Source organism: Marinospirillum perlucidum (assembly GCF_003336805.1).
Lineage (GTDB): Bacteria > Pseudomonadota > Gammaproteobacteria > Pseudomonadales > Halomonadaceae > Marinospirillum > Marinospirillum perlucidum.
On record NZ_QFWJ01000013.1, the window covers coordinates 52996 to 66820 of the forward strand.

The window sequence follows — 13825 nt, forward strand, 5'->3', positions numbered from 1 at the left end:
GATGTCCTCTACCAAATAAAAATGCCAGCTAAACCGGACCGGCTAGCTGGCATTCATAGCAAAAACGCAAACCTAACTGATCAGTCGATCAGGCCAGCTTCACGATAGTAACGCTCTGCACCGGGATGCAGGGGCGCAGATAGACCGGCACGGACCATGTCTTCTTTTTCCAGACCCGCAAAGGCTGGATGCAGACGGGTGAAGGTATCAAAGTTATCAAAAACAGCCTTCACCAGCTGATAGACCTGCTCATCCGGTGTTTCTGCAGTGGTGACCAGAGTTGCGGCAACACCAAAGGTTTCAACGGGATCCGGGTTACCCGCATATTCACCGCCAGGGATAGTAGCACGGCGATAGTAGGGGTATTCTGCCAGAAGTTCATCGACGTAATCACCACGGACATTGACCAGACGGCTGTCACAGCTGCTGGTTGCTTCCTTGATGGAACCACTAGGGTGGCCTACCACGTAAATCATGGCGTCAATGCGATTGTCGCAGAGAGCGCTGGACATTTCTGCCGCTCTAAGATCAGCTGCCTGGGCGTAGATATCCATGCTTTGGCCACGCAATTCCTGCAACTGCTCAACCGTTGAACGCTGGCCGGAACCGGGATTGCCTACGTTGACGCGCTTGCCTTCCAGATCATCAAATTCGGTGGCATTAGCATCCGCGCGGGCAACTACGGTAAAGGCTTCAGGGTGAATAGAGAAAACGGCACGCAGATCCTCATAAGCACCTGCATCTTCAAACTGGGCTTCACCACGGTAAGCATTGTACTGAACATCAGACTGGGCCACCCCAAAATCCAGTTCGCCAGCCCGGATGGTGTTCACGTTATAAGCTGAACCCCCGGTACTCTCAACCGAGCAGCGGATACCGTGTTCGCTACGATTACGGTTGACCAGTCTGCAGATAGCGCCACCAGTTGGATAATAAACACCCGTGACACCACCGGTCCCTATAGTGATAAAGCTTTCATTGGCAAGAACCTGGGAGCTGGCAGTGGCCAGTCCCAAGCCGGCTGTGACAGCGGCCGCTGCCAGTGATGTTTTAAGCCTTGACATGCTTTTTCTCCTAAGCTGCTCTTTTTCGATTTTGTTGCTGCGTATCTAAATCTAGGTAGTTGTTCAGCTGTTGTCAAAGCTTTATAGAGGATTATTTGTAATAGGCGTTTTCGTTGTCACTGTGGTCGGTAACATCACGAACACCTTTCAATTCTGGCAAACGCTCGAGCAATGTCTTTTCAACACCGTCTTTCAGAGTTAAATCCACTGCTGAGCAACCCTGACAACCACCGCCAAACTGCAGAACCGCAATCTGATCGTCTGTCAGCTCGATCAGTTTAATCTCACCCCCGTGTGCAGCCAGGCCCGGATTGATATCGCTATAGAGTACATAGTTGATTTGATCGGCCAGCGGGCTATCCTTGCTGACCTTGGGCATCTTGGCATTGGGTGCCTTGATGGTCAGTTGACCGCCCATGCGATCAGGATTGAAATCGACAACAGCTTCTTCCAGGAAAGGAATGCTGTTCTTTTCCAGAAAGACTTTGATTTTTTCCAGTTCAACCACTTCATCACTGGCTTCTTCTTCGCCAGGACGGCAGTAGGCCAGGCAGGTCTCAGCATAGGGTGTGCCCGGTTGGGTGATAAAAACGCGGACACCCATACCTTCAACATCCTGCTTGCTCAGCAGTTCGGCCAGATAGTTTTCTGCAGATTCGGTAATCTCCAGCGGTTTATTGGGTGCTTCGACTTCGCTCATATACTTTTCTTCCACCTAAGTAAGGAAATTTTCTTAGCTTCATCTTAGTCAATGCAGGCGTGAAGAACAATACCTTAGTTTTTTGATAGGTCTTTTTATCTGACTCCATCCCTGTGTTTTTGCTAGAATGTTGCAAATTTTTCTGTTGGAGCAGTCAACCTTGATGAACACCCCGACCCCAGCGCGTCTGGACCAACTTTACAAAGCCCTTGAGCAACGCCTGGTGATTCTTGATGGCGGTATGGGCACCCTGATTCAGAACCAGAAACTCAGCGAAGAAGAATACCGTGGCAGCCGCTTTGCAGACTGGCATCAGGAGGTCAAGGGGAATAATGATCTATTGGTGCTGACCCAGCCCGAGTTGATCAAGGAGCTGCATGGCCAATACCTGGCCGCCGGTGCGGATATCATCGAAACCAATACCTTCAACTCCACTCGCCTGTCCCAGGCTGATTATGATATGCAGGAGTTGACCCAGGAACTGAATGAAGCCGGTGCCCGAGTAGCCCGTGAAGCGGCCGACGCCTATTCCACGCCGGACAAACCGCGTTTTGTAGCCGGCGTGGTAGGACCGACCAGTCGTACCGCTTCTATTTCTCCCGATGTTAATGATCCCGGTTATCGCAACATCACTTTCGATCAACTGGTCGAAAACTATATGGAAGCCACCGAAGCCCTGATTCGTGGCGGTGCCGATCTCATCCTGTTGGAAACCATTTTCGACACCCTGAATGCCAAGGCAGCTGTCTTTGCCGTGCAGGAAGTTTTTGAGCGCCAGGGCTATGCCCTGCCCATCATGATTTCCGGCACCATTACCGATGCGTCCGGCCGCACTCTTTCCGGCCAAACCACCGAGGCCTTCTGGAACAGCCTGCGCCATGCCAAACCCCTCTCCATCGGTTTGAACTGCGCTCTGGGGGCGGAAGACCTGCGCCCCTACATTGAAGAGCTGTCACGGATTGCAGACACTCATGTCTCTGCCCACCCGAATGCCGGTCTGCCCAATGAATTTGGCGAATACGACCAGACGCCCGAGGAAATGGCCGCCATCCTGCGCGAATTTGCCCAGTCCGGCCTGATGAACATCATCGGTGGCTGTTGTGGCTCCACGCCTGAGCACATCCAGGCCATTGCCGAGGCCGTAGCCGACTGCCCTCCCCGTAAAATCCCTGCAATCAGCAAGGCCTGCCGTCTTTCCGGGCTGGAACCCTTCAATATTCACCCGGACTCCCTGTTTGTAAATGTCGGCGAAAGAACCAATGTCACGGGTTCAGCACGCTTTAAACGCCTTATCCTGGAAGAGGATTACACCACGGCCCTGGAAGTGGCCCTGGAACAGGTGGAAAACGGTGCTCAGGTCATCGATATCAACATGGATGAGGGGATGCTGGATTCCGAGGCCGCCATGGTCCGCTTCCTCAATCTGATTGCCGGGGAGCCGGATATATCCCGGGTGCCCATCATGCTGGATTCTTCCAAGTGGCCGATTCTGGAAGCAGGCCTAAAATGTGTTCAGGGCAAACCCATCGTCAATTCCATTTCCATGAAGGAAGGTGAAGCCGCTTTTCGTGAGCAGGCGCGCCTGTGCATGCGTTATGGTGCTGCGATTATCGTCATGGCTTTTGATGAAAAAGGCCAGGCCGATACCTTTGAGCGCAAGATTGAAATCTGTGAAAGAGCCTATCGCCTTCTCGTCGATGAAATCGGTTTTCCAGCCGAAGATATCATTTTTGACCCCAATATCTTTGCCGTGGCTACGGGGATCGAAGAGCACAATAACTATGGTGTGGATTTTATCCAGGCCACCGAATGGATTCACCAGAATTTACCCCACGCCTTGATTTCCGGCGGGGTATCCAATGTGTCCTTCTCCTTCCGCGGTAACAACCCGGTTCGTGAAGCCATCCACTCGGTCTTTCTCTACCATGCGATCAAGGTTGGTATGAGCATGGGCATCGTCAACGCCGGTCAGCTGGCCGTCTATGATGATCTGCCCGAAGAGCTCCGCGAAGCCGTTGAGGATGTGGTGCTTAACCGCCGGGACGATTCCACTGAGCGACTTCTGGATATTGCCGAGAAATACCGGGGTGATGGCAAGTCAGCCGAGAAAAAAGAAGACCTGGAATGGCGTAGCCTCCCGGTCAATGAAAGAATCGCCCACTCCCTGGTCAAGGGGATTACGGCTTACATCGATGAGGATGTCGAGGAAGCCAGACAGGCAGCCGAGCGTCCTATCCATGTGATCGAAGGCCCGTTGATGGATGGCATGAACATCGTGGGAGACCTCTTTGGCGAAGGCAAGATGTTCTTACCCCAGGTGGTCAAGTCCGCCCGGGTCATGAAGCAGGCCGTTGCCCTACTCATTCCCTATATCGAAGCGGAAAAATCCGGTGAAGTTCAGACCAAGGGCAAAATCCTCATGGCCACGGTTAAAGGGGATGTCCATGATATCGGCAAGAATATTGTCGGGGTGGTGCTTCAGTGTAATAACTATGAAGTCATCGACCTGGGTGTGATGGTTCCTGCAGAAAAAATTCTCAAGGTCGCCAAAGAAGAAAAAGTCGATATTATCGGCCTCTCCGGTTTGATTACCCCTTCTCTGGATGAAATGGTTCAGGTAGCCAAGGAGATGCAGCGCCAGGGCTTCCAGATTCCTCTGATGATCGGTGGTGCGACCACCTCCAAGGCCCATACTGCCGTTAAAATTGACCCCCAGTATGATGAAGCCGTGGTTTATGTCAGCGATGCATCCCGAGCCGTCGGTGTCGCCAGCAACCTGCTATCCCAAGAACTCAAGCCCGGTTTCATGGCCAAAATCAAGGAAGACTATGATGCGGTGCGTGAGCGCCAGGGTAAGCGCAAGACCAAGGCCGCCAGCTGTGACTATGCCCAGGCCGTTGCCAAAAAACCGGTGATAGATTTCACCCAGGAAGCACCGGTCAAACCCAAACAGACGGGCTTGCAGGTTTTTGATGACTACCCTCTGAGCGAGTTGGTCGAGCGAATCGACTGGACACCCTTCTTTATCAGCTGGAATCTGGTAGGCAAATATCCGGCCATTTTTGAGGACAAGATCGTCGGCGAAGAAGCCAAAAAACTCTTTGCCGATGCCCAGGAAATGCTGGCTGAACTGATTGAAGGCAAGCAACTCAAGGCCAAGGCGGTCCTGGGAATCTGGCCCGCCAATAGTGTTGATGATGATGCCCTGGAAATTTATGCCGATGAAGAGCGCACCCAGGTGATCAAACGCCTGACCCACCTGCGTCAACAGACTCCGGATAAAAACGGCCATTGCAAGTCGCTGGCAGACTGGATCGCGCCCAAGACTTCCGGGGTGGCGGACTGGGTCGGAGGCTTTGCGGTCACCGCCGGGATAGGTGCTGAAGAGCTGGCCAAGGAATATGAAGCACAAAATGATGATTACCGCGCCATCATGGTCAAGGCTCTGGCCGACCGCCTGGCAGAAGCTTTTGCCGAACGCCTCCACGAAAGACTGCGCAAGGAGTTTTGGGGTTATGCTGCTGATGAGAAGCTGGATAACAACCAGCTGATCAAGGAAGCCTATCAGGGAATTCGTCCAGCACCTGGCTATCCGGCCTGTCCGGATCATACCGAGAAGGAACACCTCTTTGATCTCCTTCAGGCTACTGAAAACACGGGGCTGAAACTGACCGAAAGCTTTGCCATGTACCCGACAGCAGCAGTATCCGGTTGGTATTTTGCGCATCCGCGCAGCCAGTATTTCAATCTGGGCAAAATCACCCGCGATCAGGTTGAAGCCGCCGCTGAAAGTAAAAAAATGGCAGTTAAGGAACTGGAACGCTGGCTTATGCCTGTTCTGGGCTATGATCCGGATCGCTAGGCAGCGGGTATGCTGAGCCTGGAGCGCACGCGTAAAATTCTGACTCTGGCCCTCCCGATCATGGGGGGGATGCTGAGTCAGAGTTTGCTGAATCTGGTCGATGCTGCGCTAGTGGGAAGCCTGGGTGAAAAGGTGCTGGCTGGTGTCGGGGTGGGTGGTTACGCCATTTTTATGCTAACCGCCCTGATTATGGGGCTGTCTTCCGGCGTCCAGTCCCAGGTAGCCAGACGCCATGGTGCGCGTCTTTATTCAACACGAGCCCTTCCCCTCAATGCAGCCATCCTCCTGGCTCTTCTGTTGACCCTGCCTTTAAGTTTTCTGGCCTGGCAGTATGCCCTGCCCCTGGTGGGCCTGATCAACCAGGATCAAGCAGTTCAGCAGGTGGCTGCCGAGTATTTTGGCTGGCGAAGCCTGGCTCTTTTACCGGTTGCCCTCACCCTCTGTTTTAGAGGTTATTGGCAGGGCATTCATCAATCCGGCATCTATCTGCGCATCATTCTTTTCACCCATGCCCTGAATATTCTTCTCAGCATCTGGCTGATACATGGCGGGCTGGGGGTTCCAGCTCTGGGGGCCACCGGTGCGGCTCTGGGCTCCAGCCTTTCGGTAACCTGCGGAGCTCTGGTCTGGGGCTGGTTAACCTGGAAAAAAGCCTGCCCCAGTGGTTTTTTCTTTCAGCCAACCTCACTCAATCTTTTATGGCGAACCCTGCGACTGGCAGCACCCAATTCTCTGCAACAGTTTCTTTTTGCCATGAGCTATGCGGTTCTCTTCTGGTTTTTGGGGCAGATCAGCACCCCCAGCGTAGCTGTCGGCCATGTGCTTGTTCACCTCTCTCTCCTGTTGATCCTGCCTGGGGTGGGCCTGGGTATGGCGGCCATGACGCTGGTGGGCTCCAGCCTGGGCGAAGAAGCCGGCGATGAGGCTCATCGCTGGGGCTGGCATGCCGTACGCCTGGCAGCCGTCACCCTGGCCTTTCTGGGGCTTCCCATGCTGGTGTTCCCTGAAGAAATACTCAGCCTGTTTCTTTATGATGCCCATCTGATTGAGCTGGGGCGGGTTCCCCTGATGCTGACCGGCATCATGATCACTTTGGATTCAGCAGCCATTGTCTTCAACCAGGCTTTGCAGGGTGCCGGTGCCCAGCGCCAGGTCATGCAAATCAGTCTTTCCCTGCAGTGGCTGGTCTTTCTCCCTGCCGCCTGGTTTGTCGGTATCTATTGGGAAGGTGGACTTTTAGGTATCTGGTACGCCCAACTAGGCTATCGAATTCTTAACTCCTGTGTGTTTGCCTGGATCTGGCAACAAAGACGCTGGCAGGAACTGGAAGTTTAGAAGCGGCTGGTAATCACTTGATGCTGGTTTCAAAGGAAGGCCACCCAAGACCTGGTTAGGCCGCAACTTCTTTCATGTGCCCTGCCCGGACTGAGCCTCGATGACTTTTTAGCCCTTGGCGGCCCCAGAACATCAAGAAAACCCTAGCCAACCCAGGCCCTGCAGCATTAAAAAACCCGGCCTAAGCCGGGTTTAAAAAGGTTTTATTAAGCTCAAACATTTAGCGATAGGTGGGAACCTGCTGGATACCCTGGAAAACTTCACGCTCCTCGGTAATATCCCTTTCCATCAACAGAATTTCCACCCGACGGTTTTTGGTTCGACCTTCAGGAGTCGCATTGGTGGCAATAGGACGCGCATCACCATTACCCACGACATAGAGGTATTCCTCATTCATATCGCTCATCCAGGTCAGCTCGTGGGCAACCGAAGTGGCACGAGCGGCTGATAACTCCCAGTTAGAGCGATAACGGTCTGTGTTGATGGGTACATTATCGGTATGCCCACCTACAACGACATACATTTCATACTCGGAAATCAAATCTCCGACTCGCTGGATGATGGGGACCATCTGGGGTTCCAGCCAGTCACTGGCAGAGCCAAAGGCAGCATCGTCGGGGAAGCGAATGATAATGTGATCCTCATCCCTTTCCACAATCATCAGGCCACGTTCGATTTCATCGGTGAAATTGGTTTCCAGACGGTTGCCGATGGCATCCAGCTGGTCTTCTGAGCCGGTCTCTTCCGTAGTGGGAGGTTCAGGCTTGATAGGTTCGATAATGTTTTCGGTCCGGGGCGGATTGTCCACGGGAATCAGGTTCAGGGGGTTCATCATCTGAAAACCGAAAGCATCCTGCAGAGCCATGGAAATAGCGCGGTAGCGTTCCTGCTCCATGGTCGAGAAAGAAAGAATCAGAACGAAAAACACCAAAAGTAGTGTCATCATGTCGGCAAAGGTCACCATCCATTTGGGAACCGGTGCGTCTTCAACCTTCTTTTTTTTCGGTTTCTGGCTCTGATTCATAGCAGGGAGCTGTCCTTATGCCTATTCGACTTCTTCATTCATGTTAACTGTACCGCGCTGGTACTCAGGCAGGTAGGTTTCCAGCAATTCGTCCAGAACCTGCGGGTTCATGCCGTTATAGATACCCATAACCGAATCAATAATCAGCTCCATGTTGTTATTGAGTTCATCGCCTTTAAGAGCCAGCTTGTCAGCAATGGGCAGGAAAACCAGCTGGGCCATCAAAGAGCCGTAGAAAGTTGTCAAAAGGGCAACGGCCATACCTGGCCCCAAGGCTGTAGGATCATCCAGGTTATTCAACATGGCAACCAGACCCACCAGGGTGCCGATCATACCAAAGGCCGGTGCCAGGTCACCAAAGGCACGAAAAACCTTCTCACCGATCGATTTGCGATCGATGGTCAGAGACATTTCTTTGAAGAGAACTTCCTGGATAAATTCCGGTGCACTGCCATCCACACACATTTGCACCCCTTTCTGGAAGAAGGGGTTATCGATGGGCTCATCTTCCAGACCGAGAAGACCATTACGGCGTGCGATACGCGAAAGTCGGTTGGCCAGGGCGATAATTTCGCGGGGGTTATCATTGCGCTCGAAGAAGGCGGTCGCAAAACCTTCCTTGATCCCGATCAGGTAACTTTGAACGCGGAATTTGATCAGGGCTGCAGAAAAGGTCCCCCCCATAACCAGGAGAATACCCGGCAGGTTGAAGAAAAGACCCAAGTCCGCACTGGTGATGATAGCCAAAACGACAAGCGTCAGACCCAAAACCAAACCAAGTAATGTAGCAAGATCCATATTGCGATCCTTAATGAATACAGCATTAATCTAGGGGTTTATCTACCCAAGGGATAGGCACCGACCCGGATATGATAGCAGCCTTGACGCGTTTGCACAGCCATAGACCCCAGCCTTTTGTATTTCAAAGTACCGAGAAGAGAACCAAAACGCAAAAAATGGTATTTTTTTGCAATTATCAAGCACCTAATCGGCAGGAGTTCCTCTTTTTAAACTGTTTTTTTGCTGCTTGCCAGTTTTTAATGTAAAGTTTCTTGCTGTATAAGCAATCACTAATGATGAGGAGTATCAACATGCTTAAAAAGAGTTTGACACTGGTTGCAGCGGGAATTTTTGCGACCAGTGCCCTGGCCAATGACCTCTTTGCCCCTGAAGACGCTGTCGAGTATCGTCAGGCACTTTATCAAGTAATGGCCGCCCAAATGAGTGTGATGGGTGGTATGGCCAAAGGTGAGCTGGCATTTGACCGTGAGGAATTCCGAACCCGTGTTGGCAATCTGGGCAAGGTGGCGCCAATGGTTCCTGAAACCTACTTCCCCGCCACGAGCGAGGTGGAAGACAGCCGCCTGAGCTCTGAAGCCTGGGAGGATATGGAAGGATTCCAGGAAAAAGGCCAGGCCTTTGGTCAGGCTCTGCAGCAGTTGACTCAGGCAGCCACCGCTGAAGATTTTGATTTGGCAGCAGCTCGCTCGCAGGTGGGTAATCTGGGCAAGACCTGTCGTGGTTGCCATGATGATTATCGTGAAGACTGATTATTAAAAAAACCGCAAGAAGCGATAAAGAGGCCTTAAAGGCCTCTTTTTTTATAGCCCGTTAAAAATCCAATAAACAGGCAGGACTGCCAGAACCACGGCAATCAGAAAACGCAGCCAGGGAAAAGCCTGATTCTTCCTATCCAGGTCTGCTGCCTGAGGATCAGCCGGCTTGCTACCCACAAGCATGGCCTTCACCAGATTATCACCTTTTAAGCGATAAACCAGAATGGCCATCAGATGGATCACGATCAAAGCCAGCAAGAGATTAAAAAAACGATGGTGCCAAGTGGTCATCCATTCGGACACAGCGGCGGGCACCAGGGAATAGAGGGGACCAGGAAAGAGAAAATCATCAATAAACAGTCCTGTGGTCAATTGTAGTCCCATCACCAGCAGCAACAAAACCACCATAGCGCCCCCCAGGGGATTGTGGCCCAGGTAGCTTGCCTTTCGACCCTTTAAAAAGCCTGTAAGATAAGTCCACATAGCGCCGGGGCTACGCACAAAGCATCCGAAGCGAGCATAGGGTGTTCCCACAAAACCCCAGATCACCCGGTAAATCAGTAGACCCATCAAGACCTGAGCAAAAAGCTGATGGATTTGAGGGTCCAGGCGGGTATACCAGAGTGCAAAAATTATGACAGGCAACGACCAATGAAATACCCTTATCGACCAGTCCCAGACTTTGATATTCTCAACCCTATCCTGATCTTGCATTTATAAGCTACTCCTAATTAATCCTGATCAGTCACTTTACACCAAGAGGACATGAAGATGAACCGTGACCTGGCTGCCATGCGTCGCAACTACTCCAAGGACCCTTTAAGCGAAGAAAAAGCCGGAGACTGCCCCTTTGCCCTTTTTAATCATTGGCTGGCTGATGCCATGGACAGTGAAACCCTAGACCCCAATGCCATGACGCTGGCAACGGTTGATGCCCAGGGACAACCCAAGGCCAGAATTCTGTTGTTAAAGGGTTTCTCCAAGGAAAAAGGCTGGGTTTTCTACACCAATTATGCCAGCGACAAGGGCCGGGAGTTAGAGGACAACCCCAACTGCAGCCTGCTTTTCTGGTGGGAAAATCTGGAGCGTCAGGTACGAATTGAAGGTCGGGTGCAGAAACTACCGGAACAAGACTCCGATGCCTATTACACCAGCCGCCCTAGAGACAGCCAGATCGGCGCCTGGGTTTCCGAACAAAGCCAGGTGATTTCCGGCCGTGAAGTGCTGGAAGATAAACTGGCTGTGCTGGAAGAGCAATACGAGGGTATAGAAACCCTCCCCCGCCCTCCTCACTGGGGCGGCTACCAACTGTTGCCCACCCAGGTGGAGTTCTGGCAAGGACAACCCAGCCGTCTGCATGACCGCCTGCGCTTCCGGCTGGAAAAAGGTGAATGGATCAAGGAAAGACTTTCACCCTGATCTACCCACCTCTCAGCGCCATTAGTCGACCGGATTCTGCAGACGGTGGCGCTGCCAATCACTATGGGGTTCATTCAACGGCAGAACGGCATCGATCACCTGCTCCTCCAGGTTGTAGGTACACTTGAACCCCAGGTGCTTCATCAGGCCACGCATGGGATGATTTTCCACCATGATCTTGCCAATCATTTCCAGGGTACCCACACTCTTGCTGTAACTGATCAGCTTGTTCATCAGTAGCGAACCCAGCCCCAGACCTTGCAAATCATCGCGAATAATCACCGAAAACTCGGTACGGATATTGTCGGCATCTGTCCAGACCCGCGATACACCAAGAATCTCCTTGCTGCCATCTTCCAGGGTCTGCTCAACAATAAAAGCCATCTGGCGGTCGTAGTTGATTTGGGTCAGCAAGGACAGATCCCGCTTGGTCAGATCCGCCTTGTTGTGAAAATAGCGGAAACGTATGCTTTCTTCAGACAAGCGACTATGAAAACGCAGCAGGGCAACTGAATCTTCACCGCGGATGGGGCGTACCTCCACCTCTCGACCGTCTTTCAAGGTGACGGTTTTTCGCAGATCTTCCGGGTAAGGCATGATGGCATGGTAAGCCGAATCCCCCAGATCACACTGAACATCAATGGCCAGCAACTCATGACGATTGAGTAGCAGGGGATTGATTTCCAAGCCCTTAATTAACGGCAAGTCCGAACACAGCTGAGACAGTTTCACCAGAAGCTGGCCAATGCGATCCAAGTCCTCTTCAGCATGGTTGCTATGCTCACGAATCAGGCGCCCGGCATGGCTGCGTAAAATCAGATCCCGGGCCAGCGTCATGTTTAAAGGTGGCAGGGCCAACTGGCGGTCAAAGAGGATATTCACCTTGTAGCCGCCAATACCAAAGAGGATCACGGGACCGAAAACCGGATCGCGTGTTACTCCCAGATTAAGCTGCATCGAGTGCTTGCCACGTTGCATCTGCTGAAGCACAAAAGAATGAAAGGGACTATCCGGGAATTTCTCCTGACGCTTCTTCTCTAACCGGCGCGCACCTTCTTCCACTTCATCCAGGGACTCAAGATCCTGAAGCAACCCGGCAGACAGCTTGTGCGGATGCTTGCGGTACATGAAAGGATAGCTGTTATTGGCATGGTTGATTTTCAGGGCCTTGCTCCCTGGCAGCTCCCTGGCCAGCTCCTTGGCTTCTTCCGGCGTTTTGGGGTAGAAGGTTTTAGCCAGAGGAATGCCATAAGCGGCCAGAAGCTCGCGGGTTTCTTCATGAGTCAGGTGGTCCCGCCCCTGGTCTGCGACCTGGGCAACCAGCTCCTTGGCTCTGTGACGTGCATCCCGAGCCGTCTCAAAGGGTAAACTGGGTGGTGTCTCCTGCAGCAATCGCTGATTACGCTGGTAGTTCACCAGATGCATAAAGGCTTGAACCGCCTTTTCCGGTGAAACATAGGTGGGAATCCCCGCCAGATTGAACTCGTGACGCGCCGGGAAGGCATGATCCAGCCCCATCCAACTGGTCAAAAGATTGCGTTTATAGGTTTTCTTGTTGGCGATCACCGCCATGGCAGTAGCTTCACTGGGTGCCAGGCGTGTGGGAGCATGAACAACCAGCACGGCATCAACATTGGGATCTGCGGAAACCAGCTGAATAGCATCGACAAATTGCTGGGGGGTTGCCCCTCCTCCGATATCCAGGGGGTTAATCCGGGTTTCATCACTGGGCAGCCAGTCCCGGAGTTTTTCCCGGGTTTCCTCGGACAGAGGCGCCAATTGGCCGCCCTGGTGAATCAGACGGTCCACTGCCAGCATACTGGGGCCGAGGCCATTACTGATAATTGCCAGCCGATCGCCGCGAACCGGACGCATCCGGGTCAGGGTTTCCAGGGCATCAAAAAGCTCTTCGCTGTTATCCACGCGCACCATACCCGCACGGGAAAAGGCGGCATTGTATACCGGATCACGATTGGCCAGGCCCGGAGTCAACAGCAAGGGGTCACCCTGGGCTTCGGGTGTGCGTCCGGATTTAATCGCCAGAACCAGCTTGTTACGCGAGGCTTCACGTACGGCCGTCATAAAGTGGCGGGAATCGGGGATATTCTCCAGATGCAGGAGTATAGCCTGGGCACTGGAAAAGCGATTGATAAAGTCGATCACATCGGCCAGGCGCACATCCACACTGTCGCCCAGAGTGATCAAATGGGAAAAACCGATTCCCCGGCCATTGGCCCAGTCGATAATGGCATTGCCCAGCATGCCGGATTGGCCGATATAAGCGACCTTGCCCGCCTTGATGTTTTGAGGGGCATAGCTGGCATTCAGTTTGCGGCCAGGTACCAGCACCCCCATGCACTCAGGCCCCATGATTCTAATGGCCGAAGCCTGGGCAGCTTCGAGCAGTTTCTGTTTATAGTTGGTTTGTCGATGCCCCTGGTTAGAGGTTAAAACCAGGGCCGCCTTAACCCCAAAATTCCCCAGCTGTTCCACCACCTGAGGCGCAGCTGCAGCCGGGGTGCAAACAACGGCCAGATCGGGTATTTCCGGCAGCTCCTCCACGCGGTCGTATACATCGCAGCCGTGAACCTGGGTAAAGTCCTTGGGATTAACAACCCAGATTTTACCGGGGAACTCGGCATCCTTGAGATTTCTCACCACTTGGCCGCCAAGACTGAAATTGGTCTCGGAAGCACCGATAACTGCCAGGCTGTTGGGTTCGAAAAAATACCTCAAAAAGCGCGTGCTCATTTCCTACTCCTTACTAAAACCAACCCACTGGCAATGGCTTGCAAATAATTCGACGTTTGCCCAGTATCCACGAAACGACAAGAAGTTTAAACTGGGCGAAAAAAAGGACGGGCC

General features: G+C 52.7%; 10 protein-coding genes. 4 read left to right on the top strand and 6 right to left on the bottom strand.

Features of this window, described 5'->3' with window-relative positions:
- Nucleotides 1-80: 80 nt before the first annotated feature.
- Together DFK18_RS13695 and nfuA are read right to left on the bottom strand one after the other, a co-directional pair.
- The gene (locus DFK18_RS13695; protein WP_114418835.1) at nucleotides 81-1064 is read right to left on the bottom strand and encodes a TAXI family TRAP transporter solute-binding subunit; all 984 of its coding nucleotides are present in this window, start codon (nucleotides 1062-1064) and stop codon (nucleotides 81-83) included.
- Nucleotides 1065-1155: 91 nt separating this feature from the next.
- A complete protein-coding gene (gene nfuA, locus DFK18_RS13700; protein ID WP_114418836.1) occupies nucleotides 1156-1764 on the bottom strand; it encodes a Fe-S biogenesis protein NfuA in 609 nt (202 codons plus the stop codon).
- Nucleotides 1765-1927: 163 nt separating this feature from the next.
- Between nfuA and metH the strand changes: the two genes are divergently transcribed.
- Both metH and DFK18_RS13710 read left to right on the top strand, forming a co-directional pair.
- Nucleotides 1928-5626 carry a methionine synthase gene (metH, locus tag DFK18_RS13705; RefSeq protein ID WP_114418837.1) on the top strand — a complete coding sequence of 1233 codons (3699 nt, stop codon included), beginning with the start codon at nucleotides 1928-1930 and terminating at the stop codon, nucleotides 5624-5626.
- A gap of 9 nt (nucleotides 5627-5635) precedes the next feature.
- Complete coding sequence (locus DFK18_RS13710) at nucleotides 5636-6961, top strand: MATE family efflux transporter (protein ID WP_114418838.1); 1326 nt, start codon at nucleotides 5636-5638, stop codon at nucleotides 6959-6961.
- Between the two features lie 220 nt (nucleotides 6962-7181).
- Here the strand turns inward: DFK18_RS13710 and DFK18_RS13715 are convergent, their stop codons facing one another.
- Complete coding sequence (locus tag DFK18_RS13715) at nucleotides 7182-7985, bottom strand: flagellar motor protein MotB (RefSeq protein WP_114418839.1); 804 nt, start codon at nucleotides 7983-7985, stop codon at nucleotides 7182-7184.
- 21 nt (nucleotides 7986-8006) lie between these two features.
- On the bottom strand, nucleotides 8007-8783 hold the full coding sequence (locus DFK18_RS13720; protein WP_114418840.1) for a motility protein A: 777 nt from the start codon (nucleotides 8781-8783) through the stop codon (nucleotides 8007-8009).
- Nucleotides 8784-9076: 293 nt separating this feature from the next.
- Here DFK18_RS13720 and DFK18_RS13725 point away from each other — a divergent pair, with 293 nt between their 5' ends.
- Nucleotides 9077-9535: a c-type cytochrome gene (locus tag DFK18_RS13725; protein WP_114418841.1), complete on the top strand. Its 459-nt coding sequence runs from the start codon at nucleotides 9077-9079 to the stop codon at nucleotides 9533-9535.
- 51 nt (nucleotides 9536-9586) lie between these two features.
- On the opposite strand, the gene DFK18_RS13730 is transcribed toward DFK18_RS13725, so the two are convergent.
- A complete protein-coding gene (locus DFK18_RS13730; protein ID WP_114418842.1) occupies nucleotides 9587-10255 on the bottom strand; it encodes a cytochrome b/b6 domain-containing protein in 669 nt (222 codons plus the stop codon).
- 57 nt (nucleotides 10256-10312) lie between these two features.
- Here DFK18_RS13730 and pdxH point away from each other — a divergent pair, with 57 nt between their 5' ends.
- A complete protein-coding gene (pdxH, locus tag DFK18_RS13735; protein ID WP_114418843.1) occupies nucleotides 10313-10960 on the top strand; it encodes a pyridoxamine 5'-phosphate oxidase in 648 nt (215 codons plus the stop codon).
- A 21-nt stretch (nucleotides 10961-10981) separates the two neighbouring features.
- On the opposite strand, the gene DFK18_RS13740 is transcribed toward pdxH, so the two are convergent.
- Entirely contained in the window at nucleotides 10982-13711 is a 2730-nt protein-coding gene (locus tag DFK18_RS13740) for a bifunctional acetate--CoA ligase family protein/GNAT family N-acetyltransferase (protein ID WP_114418844.1), read from the bottom strand.
- Between the last annotated feature and the right edge of the window lie 114 nt (nucleotides 13712-13825).